Source organism: Enterobacter sp. ENT02 (assembly GCF_019219165.1).
GTDB lineage: Bacteria > Pseudomonadota > Gammaproteobacteria > Enterobacterales > Enterobacteriaceae > Enterobacter > Enterobacter mori.
Window position 1 is genome coordinate 1 of sequence record NZ_JAHUWD010000009.1, and the last position, 15819, is coordinate 15819.

At 55.4% G+C, this 15819-nt stretch carries 14 protein-coding genes; 6 read left to right on the plus strand and 8 right to left on the minus strand.

All coding sequences use genetic code 11. The features are described 5' to 3' along the window. Positions 1–421 precede the first annotated feature (421 nt). Both KW829_RS20110 and mdtD read left to right on the plus strand, forming a co-directional pair. Complete coding sequence (locus KW829_RS20110) at positions 422–1129, plus strand: FadR/GntR family transcriptional regulator (protein WP_010426614.1); 708 nt, start codon at positions 422–424, stop codon at positions 1127–1129. Further along, complete coding sequence (gene mdtD, locus KW829_RS20115) at positions 1126–2559, plus strand: multidrug transporter subunit MdtD (protein WP_010426613.1); 1434 nt, start codon at positions 1126–1128, stop codon at positions 2557–2559. The genes KW829_RS20110 and mdtD overlap by 4 nt, the downstream gene beginning before the upstream one ends. Here the strand turns inward: mdtD and rbsR are convergent. The 7 genes from rbsR to kup form a co-directional block, all read right to left on the minus strand. Further along, positions 2525–3517, minus strand: coding sequence for a ribose operon transcriptional repressor RbsR (gene rbsR / locus KW829_RS20120; protein WP_108417221.1), 993 nt, complete (start codon positions 3515–3517; stop codon positions 2525–2527). The genes mdtD and rbsR overlap by 35 nt on opposite strands. A gap of 3 nt (positions 3518–3520) precedes the next feature. Next, positions 3521–4450: a ribokinase gene (rbsK, locus tag KW829_RS20125; RefSeq protein ID WP_089598353.1), complete on the minus strand. Its 930-nt coding sequence runs from the start codon at positions 4448–4450 to the stop codon at positions 3521–3523. A gap of 106 nt (positions 4451–4556) precedes the next feature. Beyond that, on the minus strand, positions 4557–5447 hold the full coding sequence (gene rbsB, locus KW829_RS20130; protein WP_010426610.1) for a ribose ABC transporter substrate-binding protein RbsB: 891 nt from the start codon (positions 5445–5447) through the stop codon (positions 4557–4559). A 27-nt stretch (positions 5448–5474) separates the two neighbouring features. Continuing rightward, entirely contained in the window at positions 5475–6440 is a 966-nt protein-coding gene (gene rbsC, locus KW829_RS20135) for a ribose ABC transporter permease (protein WP_006808742.1), read from the minus strand. A gap of 4 nt (positions 6441–6444) precedes the next feature. Beyond that, positions 6445–7950: a ribose ABC transporter ATP-binding protein RbsA gene (rbsA, locus tag KW829_RS20140; protein ID WP_218308904.1), complete on the minus strand. Its 1506-nt coding sequence runs from the start codon at positions 7948–7950 to the stop codon at positions 6445–6447. A 7-nt stretch (positions 7951–7957) separates the two neighbouring features. Then, on the minus strand, positions 7958–8377 hold the full coding sequence (rbsD, locus tag KW829_RS20145) for a D-ribose pyranase (protein WP_218308905.1): 420 nt from the start codon (positions 8375–8377) through the stop codon (positions 7958–7960). Positions 8378–8573: 196 nt separating this feature from the next. Further along, complete coding sequence (gene kup, locus KW829_RS20150; RefSeq protein WP_172701403.1) at positions 8574–10442, minus strand: low affinity potassium transporter Kup; 1869 nt, start codon at positions 10440–10442, stop codon at positions 8574–8576. 222 nt (positions 10443–10664) lie between these two features. Between kup and ravA the strand changes: the two genes are divergently transcribed. Beyond that, positions 10665–12161, plus strand: coding sequence for an ATPase RavA (gene ravA / locus KW829_RS20155; protein WP_218308906.1), 1497 nt, complete (start codon positions 10665–10667; stop codon positions 12159–12161). Continuing rightward, positions 12155–13606, plus strand: coding sequence for an ATPase RavA stimulator ViaA (gene viaA, locus KW829_RS20160; protein ID WP_042719057.1), 1452 nt, complete (start codon positions 12155–12157; stop codon positions 13604–13606). The genes ravA and viaA overlap by 7 nt, the downstream gene beginning before the upstream one ends. On the opposite strand, the gene asnA is transcribed toward viaA, so the two are convergent. Continuing rightward, complete coding sequence (asnA, locus tag KW829_RS20165; protein WP_089598342.1) at positions 13607–14599, minus strand: aspartate--ammonia ligase; 993 nt, start codon at positions 14597–14599, stop codon at positions 13607–13609. A 151-nt stretch (positions 14600–14750) separates the two neighbouring features. On the opposite strand from asnA, the gene asnC reads away from it, so the two are divergent. Together asnC and mioC are read left to right on the plus strand one after the other, a co-directional pair. Beyond that, positions 14751–15209 carry a transcriptional regulator AsnC gene (asnC, locus tag KW829_RS20170; protein WP_218308907.1) on the plus strand — a complete coding sequence of 153 codons (459 nt, stop codon included), beginning with the start codon at positions 14751–14753 and terminating at the stop codon, positions 15207–15209. Between the two features lie 90 nt (positions 15210–15299). Beyond that, a complete protein-coding gene (gene mioC, locus KW829_RS20175) occupies positions 15300–15749 on the plus strand; it encodes an FMN-binding protein MioC (protein ID WP_089598341.1) in 450 nt (149 codons plus the stop codon). Positions 15750–15819: the final 70 nt, after the last annotated feature.

Genomic DNA, 15819 nt, shown 5'->3' on the forward strand with positions numbered 1-15819 from the left:
GAATTACGTATGTTCACTCAGAGACTTGGTATTCATTTATTGTCCGAAGACATTAAGAATCCATGTCACTTTGAGTGCCCACACAGATTGTCTGATAAATTGTTAAAGAGCAGTGCCGCTTCGCTTTCGCAGCGGCGCGGGGTGTGCATATTACGCTTTCCCGCTTCAGAGTCAAGCGTTTATTTTCGCTTTTCTCTGCTGACCCGGCGGCGTGTGTGCCGTTGTTCCGTGTCAGTGGAGGCGCATTATAGGGAGTTATTCTGAGGTGACAAGAGGAAATTTAAAAAAAGTTTCTGTCCGTGCTTTTTTTCACCAACGCAGGTGAAATCAAGCTACAAATTGTTCTATTTGATGTATCTGCAACCACAATCACACCCGAGGTGGCATACTTATCAGCATGAATCATTAAGGAATAAAAGCGATGCCCTTAAGCGCACAACAGCTGGCAGCCCAAAAAAACTTGTCATATGTACTGGCAGAGAAGCTGGCTCAGCTGATTTTAGCGGGTAAATATGCCCCGGGTAGCATCCTGCCGGGCGAAATTGAACTGGGAGAACAGTTTGGGGTTAGCCGCACAGCCGTTCGCGAAGCTGTGAAAACGTTAACGGCAAAAGGCATGGTGCTTCCGCGTCCGCGCATTGGCACGCGAGTGATGCCTCAGGCAAACTGGAACTTCCTCGATCAGGAACTACTCTCCTGGTGGATGACTGAAGATAATTTCCATCAGGTCGTCGATCATTTTCTTGTGATGCGCAGCAGCCTCGAACCTCAGGCGTGTCTGCTCGCCGCCACGCTCGGAACTGCCGAACAAAAAGCCCAGCTTAATACCTTAATGGCAGAGATGGCCTACCTGAAAAAACACTTTAACCGCGAACGCTGGGTTGAAGTCGACATGGCCTGGCATGAACATATTTATACGATGAGCGCCAATCCATTCCTGACCTCCTTTGCTTCATTATTCCATTCGGTGTACCACACTTACTTTACCTCTATTACCCAGGATGAAGTGGTGAAGCTGGAGCTGCACCAGGCAATTGTAGACGCCATTCAGGAGAGCGACGGGCAGCGGGCCCTGAGCGCGTGTCAGACATTGCTGGCCGCACCCACCCACCAGCAGGTGACTAAATGACAAAGAAAAAAGCGCGCAGCATGGCCGGATTGCCGTGGATTGCAGCCATGGCGTTTTTTATGCAGGCACTGGATGCCACTATCCTTAACACCGCACTTCCCGCGATAGCCCAAAGCCTCAACCGTTCCCCACTGGCGATGCAGTCCGCTATCATCAGTTACACCCTGACGGTCGCGATGCTGATCCCCGTGAGCGGGTGGCTGGCTGACCGTTTCGGCACCCGTAAGATATTCATGCTGGCCGTGACGCTTTTCACGCTCGGCTCTCTGGCCTGCGCGCTCTCAACCTCCCTCACGGAGCTGGTTATCTTCCGCGTGCTTCAGGGGATCGGCGGCGCGATGATGATGCCCGTCGCGCGTCTGGCTTTATTGCGAGCCTATCCGCGCAGCGAATTACTCCCGGTGCTGAATTTCGTCACTATGCCAGGTCTTGTCGGCCCGATACTGGGTCCGGTACTCGGTGGGGTGTTTGTCACCTGGGCAAGCTGGCACTGGATCTTCCTGATTAATATTCCGATTGGTGTGGCGGGCCTGTTTTATGCCCGCAAATATATGCCGGACTTCACCACGCCAAGACGCAGCTTCGACATGGGAGGCTTTTTCCTGTTTGGCCTGAGCCTGGTGCTGTTCTCCAGCGGGATGGAGCTATTTGGCGAGAAGATCGTCGCGACGTGGATGGCACTCTCCGTTATCCTCGGCGGTATTCTGTTATTCCTTCTTTATATACGTCACGCGCGCCGTCACCCGACACCGTTAATCTCCCTGGGGCTCTTTAACACCCGAACGTTTTCCGTAGGGATAGCAGGCAACATTGCATCACGTCTGGGGACGGGTTGCGTACCGTTCCTGATGCCATTGATGCTGCAGGTCGGTTTCGGCTACCCGGCCCTGATTGCTGGTTGCATGATGGCCCCCACGGCGATGGGTTCGATCCTGGCAAAATCAACCGTCACGCAGGTGCTGCGCTGGTTTGGCTATCGTAAGACGCTGGTTGGGGTGACGGTGTTTATCGGGCTGATGATTGCGCAGTTCTCATTACAGTCCGCCGCGTTGCCGGTCTGGATGCTGATCCTGCCGCTGTTTGTGCTGGGCATGGCGATGTCGACGCAGTTCACGTCGATGAACACTATCACCCTCGCCGACCTGACTGACGAGAACGCCAGCAGCGGCAACAGCGTGCTGGCCGTCACACAGCAATTATCGATAAGTCTGGGCGTTGCCGTGAGTGCGGCGGTGCTGCGGTTTTATGAAGGCTTCGACAGCGCGAATACCGTTGAGCAGTTCCACTATACCTTTATTACCATGGGCGCACTCACCGTGGTGTCGGCACTGGTCTTTATGCTGTTAAAACCGAAAGACGGCCGAAACCTGATTAAAGAACGCCACAAAGAGAAAGCTAAACCGAACCGCGTTCCATCAGAACAGGAGTAAGCTGCAGACGTTGCTGCTGCAACGAGGGCTGCGCCATCCGGTGAATCAACACATCGATGGCCAGCTCGCCCAGTTCATCTTTTGGCTGATGGATCGTGGTCAGCGGCGGCGTCATGTAGCTGGCCAGTTCGATATCGTCGTAGCCAATCACCGCCATATCGTCCGGCACGCGTAGCCCCGCCTGATACAACGCCTGGTAGGCACCAAACGCCATCGCGTCGTTACCAATAAACACCGCCTGCGGGCGCGGCTTTTGCGCCAGCAGTTTCTGCATCGCCTCGAAACCGCCGTTAAATTCAAAATCACCGGTGATCCGATAGCCATCAGGAATAGCAAGCCCCGCCCGTTCCATGGCCGAGAGATACCCTTCCAGACGCAAACGCGCCGGAGTTTTATCCAGCGGCCCCGTAATACAGGCAATGCGAGTGTGGCCTTTATCAATCAGGTGCTGAGTCGCCATATCGCCGCCCAGCAGGGAGTTATCCTGAATCAGATCGCTGGTGCCGTCGAACGGCGCCCAGTCCATCATCACCGTTGGGATAGAAGGATAACGCTGGATGATCTCTTTCGAGGGCTGGTGCGTTTCGGTGCAAAGCAGCAGTAGCCCGTCGACGCGTTTTTGCATCAGCGTTTCCAGGTTGCGGTTCATGCGCTGCTCATCGCCTTCGGTATTGCACAGCACCAGGCTGTAGCCACGCTCGAAGCAGCTGCGCTCCACGCCGCGTACAAGTTCAGAATAAAAAGGGTTGGTACTGGCGGTGATCAGCATACCGATGGTGCGCGTCTGGTTAAGCTTGAGGCTGCGCGCCAGCGCCGACGGCGCATAGTTGAGTTCTTTTATCGCCGCGTCGACTTTTTCCCGGATCGCCTCGCTGACGAAGCGATCGTTATTGATGACGTGAGAGACCGTCGAGGTAGAAACGCCCGCCATGCGGGCGACATCTTTCATTGTGGCCAAGCGTTACCCCTGCTGACTTAAAAATTCATCGATCTCTTTACGCCACGGAACGGAAGGCTGGGCACCCTTACGCGTCACCGCAATCGCGGCGGCGGCATGTGCGAAGCGGATGGCCTCATCCATTGCTCTCCCTTCCAGCAGCGCCGTCACCAGCGCACCGTTAAAGGTATCTCCCGCCGCAATGGTATCGATGGCTTTAACCTTAAAGCCCGGCACGCGACGGCCTTCGCCATTGGCACTTACCCACACCCCGCGGCTACCAAGGGTGATAATCACGGTGCCGATGCCTTTATCATGCAGTGCACCCGCGGCTCGAGCAGCATCGTCATCATTTTCTACGCGGATGCCCGTCAGCTTTTCGGCTTCGGTTTCGTTCGGCGTAATGATGTCCACCAGCGCCAGCAGCTCGTCTGATAATACACGGGCTGGAGCCGGGTTAAGTACGACAGTGGTATGATTTTCATGTGCAATTTTGGCGGCAGCCAACACGCTTTCAACCGGTGACTCCAGCTGCATCAGCAGGGCGTCGGCTCCGCTAATGATTGCACGTTGCGCTTCTACACGCTCCGTTGTCAGCGCAGCGTTAGCGCCAGCATGAATACCGATGACATTCTCACCTTCCGCATTGACGAAAATCAGCGCCACGCCCGTAGATTCCCCTTCGACTACGCTCACTGGCGAAACATCAATGTTGTCGCTCGCCAGCTGTTTGCGTACGCGCTCACCGGTATCGTCATCGCCGGTACAGGCGATAAACGCGATATTCGCCCCGCTGCGTCCGGCGGCGACGGCCTGGTTTGCGCCTTTACCGCCGAAGGCCACCTGGTACTGGTTACCCGTGACGGTTTCACCCGGTGTCGGGAAGGTTTCAAGGTTAAGAATGTGATCGGCATTGATACTGCCAAGGACGACGAGGTTGCCTGCGGTTTTCATGGTTGGGTTGTCCATCTGAGAGCGCCACCGGTGTTACCCGGTGGCGTATGCCACACTTTTCTTTATTGGTGTCCCTCAGGCAGCCAGCGACTGCCTGATTCGCCTTTTACTGCTTGATGACCAGCTTCAGGTCAACCGGGTATTTGGCCTGAACTTTTTCGCCCTTCAGCACTTTGTCGGCAGTTTCAACGCCAGTCGCGCCAATCTGCTCAGGCAGCTGAGCGATGGTCGCAGCCAGTTTGCCATCATTTACTGCTTTTTCACCATCCGGCGTGCCGTCAAATCCGACAACCATCACATCAGATTTACCTGCAGTCTGCAGAGCACGCAGCGCGCCCAGCGCCATTTCGTCGTTTTGCGCGAATACGGCCTGCACGTCAGGATGCGCAGTCAGCAGGTTCTGCATAACGTTCAGACCTTTAGTACGGTCGAAGTCTGCCGGCTGGCTCGCCAGCACGTTGAATTTGTGTGCCGCCACAGCCTGCTGGAAGCCTTCACCACGCTCACGGGCTGCGGAAGTACCGGCAATCCCCTGCAGTTCGATAACTTTCGCGCCTTCGCCGGCTTTCTTCGCGATGTAATCACCGGCGATTTTGCCGCCCAGCACGTTATCAGACGCAATGTGGCTCACTACTTCGCCTTTCGTTGCCTGACGGTCCAGAGTGATCACCGGAATTTTCGCCTGGTTTGCCATCTTCACGGCGTTACCTACGGCATCAGAATCAGTTGGGTTGATCAGCAGAATTTTGGTGCCACGGACGGTTAAGTCCTGAACGTTCGCCAGCTCTTTCGCCGGGTTGTTCTGTGAATCCAGCACCACCAGGTTGTAGCCCAGTTTGTCCGCTTCTTTCTGCGCGCCATCCTTCAGGGAGACGAAGAACGGGTTGTTCAGGGTAGAGACAACCAGCGCGATGGTATCTTTCGCCATGGCGTTAGCACTTACGGTTGCGCTCAGCGCGACTGCAGAAACCAGGGTAGCCAGTTTTTTCATGTTCATATCTAAGATGTCCTGTAGTGTCGTCAGTTACTGTTTTTTGTTGTCTACCAGTACCGCCAGCAAAATCACCACTGCCTTAACGATCATCTGGTAATAGGAGGAAACACCTAACAAATTCAAACCATTATTCAGGAAACCAAGAATCAGTGCGCCGATCAATGTCCCAACAATGCGACCTTTACCGCCCGCAAGACTCGTACCGCCCAGAACCACTGCCGCAATGGCATCCAGCTCATACCCCGTACCTGCCGTCGGCTGCGCAGAAGAGAGGCGCGCCACTTCGATGATGCCCGCCAGTGACGCCAGAAGACCGCACAGGGAGTAAACGATAATTTTAACTTTATTCACGCTGATACCGGACAGACGCGTTGCCGCTTCGTTACCGCCCAGCGCATAGATATAACGGCCCAGACGGGTGTGATGCAGCATGTACCACGCCGCCAGGAAGACGATAGCCATGATCCAGACCGGGGTAGGAACACCCAGCGGGCGGCCGATACCGAACCAGCCAAACAGATCGGCGTTATCGGTAAAGCCGGTATTCACCGGGCTGCCGTTGGTGTACACCATGGTCACACCGCGCAGCAGCAGCATCATCACCAGCGTAGCGATGAACGCCTGAACGCGGCCTTTTGCCACAATCACGCCGGTTACGGCACCAATCGCTGCGCCTGCCGCCAGGGCAGCGGCCACGGCCACCAGCGCGTTGACCTCAATTCCTACAATTGAAGCGGCGATCGCACCGGTGAGCGCCAGCAGGGAACCGACGGACAGATCGATACCCGAGGTCAAAATCACCAGCGTCATGCCGACCGCCATAATGGCGTTCACCGACGTCTGCTGCAGAATATTGAACAGGTTATTAACGGTGAAGAAATTCGGGCTCATGGTCGACACAATCGCGATCAGCACCAGCAGGGCAATCAGCGATTTTTGTTCCATCAGCCATGCCTTCGTGAAATAGCGGCGACCAGAAACAGCCTGGGTAGTCATCTTCTTACTCCTGATTCACGCGATTAAGCTTGCCCACAGCGGCAGCCATCAGAACTTCCTGGGTGGCCTGCTCGCGAGTGAATTCACCGCCGAGATGCCCTTCATGCATGACGATTATGCGATCGCTCATGCCTAATACTTCTGGCATCTCGGAAGAGACCAGAATGATGCTCAGACCGTCGGCCTTAAACTGGTTAATCAGCTGATAGATCTCTTTCTTCGCGCCCACGTCCACGCCGCGGGTTGGCTCGTCGAGGATCAACACTTTCGGGCGCGTCATCAGCCCGCGCGCTATCGCTACTTTTTGCTGATTCCCGCCGGATAAGAGGCCAATCGCCTGCTCCATCGACGGGGTTTTGACGTTAAAGAGGCGGATAAAATCGCTCACTGCCTGCTGCTCGTCTTTATGCTTCAGCGTACCGCCGCTGTGGCTGAAATAGCGCAGCGCGGTCAGGGACATGTTCTCTTTTACCGACATGCCCAGCACCAGGCCGTCGCGCTTACGGTCTTCGGAGATATAGACGATGCCGTTCGCCAGACCATCCTGCGGAGAGCGAGTGACCACTTCATGACCGTCGAGGGTGACATAACCGCTGGTACGCGGCAGTGCGCCGTACAACACTTTCATCAGCTCGGTACGTCCGGCCCCCATCAGACCCGCCACGCCCAGGATCTCGCCCTGGCGCAGGGTAAAGGTCACGTCGTTCACGCCCGGACCACAGAGGTTATCCACCTTCAGGCGGATCTCACCCGGCGCTTTATCCAGATGCGGATACTGATCTTCCAGCTTACGTCCCACCATCATTTCGATAAGCGAATCTTCAGTCATCGTCGCCACTTCGCGCTCGGCAATAAACTGTCCGTCGCGGAAGACGGTGACGTCATCGCAGATTTCGAAGATCTCTTTCATACGGTGAGAGATATAGACAATCCCGCGCCCCTGCGATTTCAGCTCGCGGATCACGCGGAACAGGGATTCAGTTTCGGTATCGGTCAGGGCATCGGTCGGTTCATCCATAATGATGACCTTCGACTCAAAGCTCAGTACCTTCGCGATTTCCACCATCTGCTGATCGCCAATCGAGAGATCGCCCACCAGACGGTCGCTCCTAAAGCGCAGGTTCAGCTTCGCCAGCAGCTTGTCCGCTTCGGCATACATGGTTTTCCAGTCGATTTTGCCGAACCGGTTTACGAACTCGCGGCCCAGGAAGATGTTCTCCGCAATGGTAAGCTGCGGGATCAGGTTAAGCTCCTGGTGGATAATGCCAATACCGGCTTCCTGAGAAGATTTCGGGCCGTTGAAGGTGGTCTCTTTACCCAGCCAGACGAGTGAGCCGGCATCGCGTTGATAGATACCGGTCAGCACTTTCATCATGGTGGATTTGCCGGCGCCGTTCTCACCCACCAGCGCCATCACGCGCCCGGGGTAGACGTTCAGCGCCGCGCCGGAGAGGGCTTTTACGCCCGGGAACGACTTATCGATCCCTTTGAGTTGCAGTAATGCGTCCATGATGGCCTCAGAAGGTGACGCCAGCACAGAGAATGATATTCGCATACGGGGAACACTCCCCGCTGCGAATCACCGCCTGACTGTCTGCGGTTTGTTGTTTGAACTGTTCGTGCGTCGTGTAACGAATTTCTATGGTGTTTCCCTGGTGTTGTTGCAGTTGCTCAATGTGGCCGAGCAACGTTTCGTGGAGTTGCGGATTATATTGTTTGATTTCCGCCGCGAGAATGGCTGCCTCAACCTGCATCTCCGCCGTCACGACTTCCAGTACCTGCATAAACGAAGGAACACCCTGCGTTAACGCCATATCGATACGGGTTGTGCTGCGCGGAACCGGTAAGCCTGCATCGCAAACCACCAGCGTATCGGTATGCCCAAGACGGGAAATAACCGATGAGATTTCTGAGTTGAGAACCGTGCCTTTCTTCATTTTCTTGCTCCACTAGCGAAACGTTTCGCTAAAAATAGTGTAGACGCAAGAGTGTTCAGAAAACCATCATGACGTAACAGATTTGTGATCGACGTCGAAACGTTTCGCTAAATGAAATGTAAAGCAAATTTAGGCGGGGATATTGAGTGTGAGTAGGCCGGGTAAGCGAAGCGCCACCCGGCATTTTCAGCAGGGATTAGATCTCGACCTGCGTTCCCAGTTCAATCACGCGGTTAGGCGGGATCTCAAACTGGTCAGGCGCGCGCAGGGCGTTACGCTGCAGGATGAGGTACAGCTTGCCACGCAGGCGCAGATACCACGGGCGCTTGCCGATGATTAGCGACTCGTGCGACATAAAGAACGACGTCTCCATCATCCGGCAGCTCAGCCCTTCCAGACCGCAGCGGTGGAACACCTCTTCCACGTTCGGCGTTTCGCGCCAGCCGTAGCTTGCCACCACGCGCCAGAAAGTCGGCGACAGCTGCTCAATCTGCACGCGGCGCACGTTGTGGACATACGGCGCATCCTCGGTGCGCAGCGTCAGCAGGATCACCCGCTCGTGCAGCACTTTGTTGTGCTTGAGGTTATGCATCAGCGCGAACGGAATCACGTTCAATGCTCGAGACATATATACCGCGGTACCCGGCACGCGCACCGGCGGGGATTTCTCCAGAGAAGCGATCATCGCCTCAAGAGAATTCCCGTGCTCATGCATGCGGCGCAGCAGGCGGAAACGCTCGCTTTTCCAGGTGGTCATGACAATGAACATCACCAGACCCAACGTCAGCGGCAGCCAGCCACCGGACACTATCTTGTCGAGGTTCGCAGAGAACAGCGGCACGTCGATGCACAGGAAGCCCACAAGAATCATCGCCACGAGGAGTTTATTCCAGTGCCAGTTACGGTACGCCACCGTGGTGGAGAGAATCGAGGTCAGCACCATCGTACCGGTCACGGCAATACCGTACGCCGCCGCCAGGTTACTGGAGTGCTCGAAGCTAACGATGACGATCACCACCGCAAAATAGAGCAGCCAGTTAATGAAAGGAATGTAGATCTGGCCGGACTCCATCTCCGAGGTATGGATGATGCGCATCGGTGAGAGATAACCCAGGCGCACGGCCTGGCGCGTCAGAGAAAACACGCCAGAAATCACCGCCTGAGAGGCAATGACGGTCGCCAGCGTCGCCAGGATCAGCATCGGCACCAGCGCCCAGTCCGGCGCCAGCAGGAAGAACGGGTTCTTAATCGCCTCTGGGTTTGTAAGTAGCAGCGCGCCCTGGCCGAAGTAGTTCAGCACCAGCGACGGCAGCACCACAATAAACCATGCCACGCGGATAGGCAGTTTCCCGAAGTGCCCCATGTCAGCATACAGTGCTTCCACACCGGTAATGGAGAGCACGACGGCACCCAACGCCACGAAGGAAACCACTTTATATTCGAGGAAGAAATGCACCGCCCAGTAAGGGTTCAGCGCATGCAGCACTTCCGGGTTCGCGATAATGCTGCGCAATCCAAGCGCAGCCAGGATCAGGAACCAGGCCAGCATAATCGGCGCAAACAGTTTCCCCACCAGCCCGGTACCGTGCTTTTGGATCACAAACAGCAGCGTCAGAACGATAATGGCCAGCGGAACCACCCAGGCTTCGAGCTGTGGCGCAATAATCTCCAGGCCCTCTATCGCCGAGAGCACCGAAATAGCGGGCGTTATCACCACTTCCCCGTAGAAGAAACTGCCGCCAATCAGCCCGATGATCACGAGCACCGACGTCATTCTGGCAGAGGTATTGCGTCCGGCAAGGGACATCAGCGTCAGGATACCGCCTTCGCCCGCGTTATCTGCACGCATGACGAAAGAGAGATATTTAACGGAAACGACCAGAATCAGCAGCCAGAAGATGAGTGACAGGAAACCAAAAACGGCATCGCGTTCAACACCAAACCCAAACTGGCCGGACAAACATTCACGAAGCGTATACAGCGGGCTGGTGCCGATATCACCATAGACAACCCCGATCGCCGCAAGCGTAATTGCGGGTAACGATTGCTTATTATCAGTGCTCATAGACTAGTCTTTTCGTTTAAATAACAAATGTGTGCCTAGTCCCTTGGCCCACAAAAAGCGCACAGTATGCACGATTCACTGCAAAATCGTACCCCTAAATGCAACCGCATTAATGTAGCGCAAAGTAAATTGCGCCGCACTTCAGTCTATTACCAGCCCTGACCGAAACGTCTATACTCGCTTCAATTGGCCGCCACGACGGCGAAAGGATGCAAAACTATTATGGCTCACTCACACTTATTAGCAGAAAGAATTTCCCGCCTTAGCAGCGCGCTGGAGAAAGGCCTTTACGAGCGTAGCCACGCCATTCGCCTCTGTCTACTGGCGGCATTGAGCGGTGAAAGCGTGTTTTTGCTGGGTCCACCGGGCATTGCCAAAAGCCTGATTGCCCGCAGGCTCAAGTTTGCTTTTCAGAACGCCCGCGCCTTCGAATATCTCATGACCCGCTTTTCCACCCCCGAAGAAGTGTTTGGCCCGCTCTCCATTCAGGCGCTGAAAGATGAAGGGCGCTATGAGCGTTTGACGGCGGGGTATCTGCCAGAGGCTGAAATTGTCTTTCTTGATGAGATCTGGAAAGCAGGGCCGGCTATTCTGAACACCCTGCTGACGGCGATTAACGAACGCCGGTTCCGCAACGGTGCCAGCGAAGAGAAAATCCCGATGCGCCTGCTGGTGGCGGCCTCCAACGAACTGCCTGAAGCCGACAGCAGCCTGGAAGCGCTGTATGACCGCATGTTGATCCGCCTGTGGCTGGACAAAGTGCAGGATAAATCAAATTTCCGCTCCCTGCTGATAAGCCAGCAGGATGAGAACGAGAATCCGGTGTCTGCTTCGCTGCAGGTCACCGATGAGGAGTATCACCAGTGGCAACAGGACATCGGCAAAATCACCCTGCCCGACGCGGTCTTTGAGCTGATCTTCATGCTGCGCCAACAGCTTGATTTGCTGCCTGCTGCACCTTACGTCTCTGACCGTCGCTGGAAAAAAGCGATCCGTCTGTTGCAGGCCAGCGCCTTGTTCAGCGGTCGTGATGCCGTTGCGCCAATCGATCTCATCCTGCTAAAAGACTGTCTGTGGCACGATGCCGAAGGGATGAATTTGATGCAGCAGCAGCTTGAAATATTGATGACCGGACACGCCTGGGGGCAGCAGGCGATGCTCAACCAACTGGGGGCGATTGCCCAGCGGCGCATCCAGCTTCAGCAGCAGCAAAGTGATAAAACCGCGCTGAAAGTGAATCGCCTTGGCGGCATGTTCGCCCGCAAACCGCACTATGAGCTTCCTGCCGATCTGACTGGTACGACGCTCACGCTGCTGCTCCAGCAGCCGCTCAAACTGCACGATATGCAGGTGGTCCACATTACGATTGAGCGCGAAACGCTGGCGCAGTGGCTCGATAAGGCCGGTGAGATCCGCGGCAAACTCAACGGTATTGGTTTTGCCCAGCCGCTGACGATGGAAGTGGATAGCAGCCAGCATCTGGTGATCCGCGATGTCAGCCTGCAAGGTTCGCGTCTGGCGCTGCCGGGCACCGCTTCGGATAGCGTGCCGGAAGAGATCAAGCAGCAGCTGGAAGCGCTGGATACGGAATGGCACCAGCAGCACACGCGCTTCAGCGAGCAGCAAAAATGCCTCTTTATTCATAGCGACTGGTTAGGTCGTATCGAAGCCAGCCTGCAGGACGTCAGCGCGCAGATCAAACAGGCGCGTCAATGCTAACGCTGGACACGCTCAACGTGATGCTGGCAGTCAGCGAGGAAGGGTTGATTGAAGAGGTAGTCATTACCCTTCTGGCCTCTCCGCAGTTGGCGGCTTTCTTTGAAAAATTCCCCAGGCTCAAAAAGGCGATGACCGACGATCTCCCACGCTGGCGCGATAACCTTCGCCAGCGGTTTAAGGAGACGGAAGTTCCGCCTGAATTGACGGAGGAGGTCGCCAGCTATCAGCAGTGCCAACGGCTGTCGACACCGCAGTTTATCGTCCAGCTACCGCAAACCCTTACGCTGCTTGATAAAGTCCACTCTCCGTTTGCCAGCCAGGCGCGGGCGCTGGTTACGGATAACGCCACCTTTACCCCCGCGCTGCATACCCTGTTTTTACAGCGCTGGCGGCTTAGCCTGGTGGTTCAGGCCACAACGCTGAACCAGCAGTTGCTGGATGAAGAGCGTGAACAGCTGCTCAGCGAAGTTCAGGAGCGTATGACGCTGAGCGGCCAGCTTGAAGAGGTGCTGGTAGAAAATGAAAACGCCGCCGGACGCCTCTGGGACATGAGCGCCGGGCAGCTGAAGCGCGGGGACTACCAGCTGATCGTGAAGTACGGCGACTTTCTCACGCAGCAGCCCGAGCTGATGAAGCTTGCGGAGCAGCTTGGCCGCTCGCGGGAGGCAAAATCGGTCCCAAAGAAAGACGCGCCGATGGAAACCTTCCGCACGCTGGTCCGCGAACCGGCCACCGTGCCTGAGCAGGTGGATGGATTGCAGCAAAGCGACGACATCTTACGCCTGCTGCCGACCGAGCTAAGCACGCTGGGGATGACCGAGCTGGAATATGAGTTCTATCGTCGGCTGGTGGAAAAGCAGCTCCTCACCTATCGACTGCATGGGGAATCCTGGCGCGAGAAGGTAAGCCAGCGCCCAGTGGTTCATCAGGACTTTGATGAGCAGCCCCGCGGGCCTTTTATTGTCTGCGTGGATACGTCCGGATCGATGGGCGGGTTTAACGAGCAGTGCGCGAAGGCGTTCTGCCTGGCGCTGATGCGCGTCGCGCTCGCCGATCGGCGCCGCTGCTTCATCATGCTGTTCTCCAGCGAGGTGGTGGGCTATGAATTGACGAACCAGCAGGGGATCGAGCAGGCGATCCGCTTTTTGAGCCAGCGTTTTCGCGGCGGTACCGATCTGGCCAGCTGTTTTCGCAGCATTGTGGAGCGTATGCAGGGTGGTGACTGGTACGACGCCGATGCGGTAGTGATTTCCGATTTCATCGCCCAGCGGCTGCCGGATGACGTGGTGAATAAAGTGAAGGAGTTACAGCGGGTGCACCAGCACCGGTTCCATGCCGTAGCGATGTCCGCGCATGGAAAACCCGGCATCATGCGCATCTTCGATCATATCTGGCGCTTTGATACCGGGCTGCGTAGCCGTCTGCTCAGACGCTGGCGGCGTTAATTAAAGAAGAGAACCGACGCTTTCACGTACCTGCTGCGGCCATACGCCACACTGCACCTGACCGATATGTGGCAGTTGAAGCAGCAGCATGGTCAGACGGGACTGTCCGATACCGCCGCCGATGGTCTGCGGCATTTCACCGCGCAGCAGCGCCTGGTGCCACTCTAATTTGAGGCGATCTTCATCACCAGTAACCGCCAGCTGGCGCTTCAGCGCCTCCGCATCCACGCGGATCCCCATAGAAGAGAGCTCAAAGGCATCTTCCAGAACCGGGTTCCAGACCAGAATATCACCATTCAGACCGGCAAATTCAGATTCACCTGCAGTGCTCCAGTCGTCGTAGTCCGGCGCACGGACGTCGTGACGTTTGCCGTCAGACAATTTCCCGCCGATCCCGATCAGGAACACAGCACCTAACTCTTTAGCAATCGCACGTTCACGACCTTTGGCATCCAGACCCGGGAAGCGGCTCAGCAGTTCCTGACTGTGAACAAAGTGGATCGTTTCCGGCAGGAACGGTGCCAGTCCAAACTCTTTGCTCACTGCCGCTTCGGTGGCTTTGATTCCGGCGTAGATCGCTTCAACGGTAGATTTCAGCGTGCCAACGTGGCGCTCGCCGTCACCCATCACGCGCTCCCAGTCCCACTGGTCAACGTAGACGGAGTGAATTGGGGTGAGGCGGTCTTCGTCGGGACGAAGGGCTTTCATGTGCGTGTAAAGCCCTTCGCCCGCGCTGAAGTCGTGTTGCCCCAGAGTTTGACGCTTCCATTTCGCCAGGGAATGAACCACTTCGAACTGGGCGTCTGGCAGTGTTTTCACTTTCACCTGTACCGCTTTTTCGCATCCAGACAAGTTATCCTGCGTCCCGTCACCCACGCGGCTGAGAATTGGCGCCTGAACTTCAATCAGGCCAAGCTTCTCTTCCAGCTGGCGGGAAAAATGGGATTTAACGAAACTGATCTGGCGTTGTTTTGCAATGTAAGCGGTTTTCATTATTTATACTCCTGCGTCCTGTTGGTACTGATTAAGCAACAGAACCGGCACTTAATTCAATAACACATCAACAAAAAGCCAACTTCACTTTTGATTCGTTAAAATAAGACGCTAGAATAGAGTGATTCATTAATCTTCATAAGAAAAAGCTATGGAAAATTATCAGATCGACAATCTGGACCGCGGCATCCTCGAGGCCTTAATGGCCAATGCACGCACCGCCTACGCCGAACTGGCGAAACAATTTGGCGTCAGCCCTGGGACGATTCACGTTCGTGTAGAGAAGATGAAACAGGGGGGGATCATTACCGGCGCGCGCATTGACGTCAGCCCAAAGCAGCTGGGTTATGACGTCTGCTGCTTTATCGGCATCATTCTTAAAAGCGCAAAAGACTACCCGTCCGCGCTGGCGAAGCTGAACGCGCTGGATGAAGTCACCGAGGCGTACTACACCACCGGGCATTACAGCATCTTTATAAAGGTAATGTGCCGATCCATCGATGCCCTCCAGCAGGTACTTATCAACAAGATCCAAACAATCGATGAAATTCAGTCCACCGAGACGCTGATCTCCCTGCAAAACCCGATCATGCGTACCATCCGCCCCTGATCGGGCAAACTCATACCCACATTTTCCACAGGTAGATCCCAGCTCGCTCACAGCGTACAATGATCGCCTCTTTATCTGAGCGAGCGATCAATGGCGGACATTACCCTTATCAGTGGCAGCACCCTTGGCGGTGCGGAATACGTGGCGGAACATCTGGCTGAAAAGCTGGAAGATGCAGGCTTTTCGACAGAAACCTTGCACGGGCCGTTACTTGAAGATCTCCCGGCTGACGGGGTCTGGCTGCTGATTACCTCCACGCACGGCGCGGGCGATCTCCCGGATAATCTGCAACCTTTATATGACGAACTGCTGGAACAACAGCCTGACCTGTCAAACGTCCGTTTTGGCGCGGTGGGGATCGGCAGTCGTGAATATGACACCTTCTGCGGTGCCATAGAGAAAGTTGAAGCCGCTGTCACCGCGTGTGGAGCAAAACAGCTGGGTGAAACGCTCAAGATCAACATCCTCGATCACGACATTCCGGAAGATCCGGCTGAGATCTGGCTAGCAGATTGGAAAAATTTACTCAAAAACGATTAAAGATCGTGCGAACAGATGTGGATAACTCTGGTTAAAAGCTCGTATTAACCCGTAGTTATCCAAAGAACAA

What these genes read in the sequence shown, in the direction of transcription:
- KW829_RS20110 (WP_010426614.1), top strand. Translation starts at nt 422, where the DNA reads ATGCCCTTAAGCGCACAACAGCTGGCAGCCCAAAAAAACTTGTCATAT.
- mdtD (WP_010426613.1), top strand. Translation starts at nt 1,126, where the DNA reads ATGACAAAGAAAAAAGCGCGCAGCATGGCCGGATTGCCGTGGATTGCA.
- rbsK (WP_089598353.1), bottom strand. Translation starts at nt 4,450, where the DNA reads ATGAAAACCGCAGGCAACCTCGTCGTCCTTGGCAGTATCAATGCCGAT.
- rbsB (WP_010426610.1), bottom strand. Translation starts at nt 5,447, where the DNA reads ATGAACATGAAAAAACTGGCTACCCTGGTTTCTGCAGTCGCGCTGAGC.
- rbsC (WP_006808742.1), bottom strand. Translation starts at nt 6,440, where the DNA reads ATGACTACCCAGGCTGTTTCTGGTCGCCGCTATTTCACGAAGGCATGG.
- rbsA (WP_218308904.1), bottom strand. Translation starts at nt 7,950, where the DNA reads ATGGACGCATTACTGCAACTCAAAGGGATCGATAAGTCGTTCCCGGGC.
- rbsD (WP_218308905.1), bottom strand. Translation starts at nt 8,377, where the DNA reads ATGAAGAAAGGCACGGTTCTCAACTCAGAAATCTCATCGGTTATTTCC.
- kup (WP_172701403.1), bottom strand. Translation starts at nt 10,442, where the DNA reads ATGAGCACTGATAATAAGCAATCGTTACCCGCAATTACGCTTGCGGCG.
- ravA (WP_218308906.1), top strand. Translation starts at nt 10,665, where the DNA reads ATGGCTCACTCACACTTATTAGCAGAAAGAATTTCCCGCCTTAGCAGC.
- viaA (WP_042719057.1), top strand. Translation starts at nt 12,155, where the DNA reads ATGCTAACGCTGGACACGCTCAACGTGATGCTGGCAGTCAGCGAGGAA.
- asnA (WP_089598342.1), bottom strand. Translation starts at nt 14,599, where the DNA reads ATGAAAACCGCTTACATTGCAAAACAACGCCAGATCAGTTTCGTTAAA.
- asnC (WP_218308907.1), top strand. Translation starts at nt 14,751, where the DNA reads ATGGAAAATTATCAGATCGACAATCTGGACCGCGGCATCCTCGAGGCC.
- mioC (WP_089598341.1), top strand. Translation starts at nt 15,300, where the DNA reads ATGGCGGACATTACCCTTATCAGTGGCAGCACCCTTGGCGGTGCGGAA.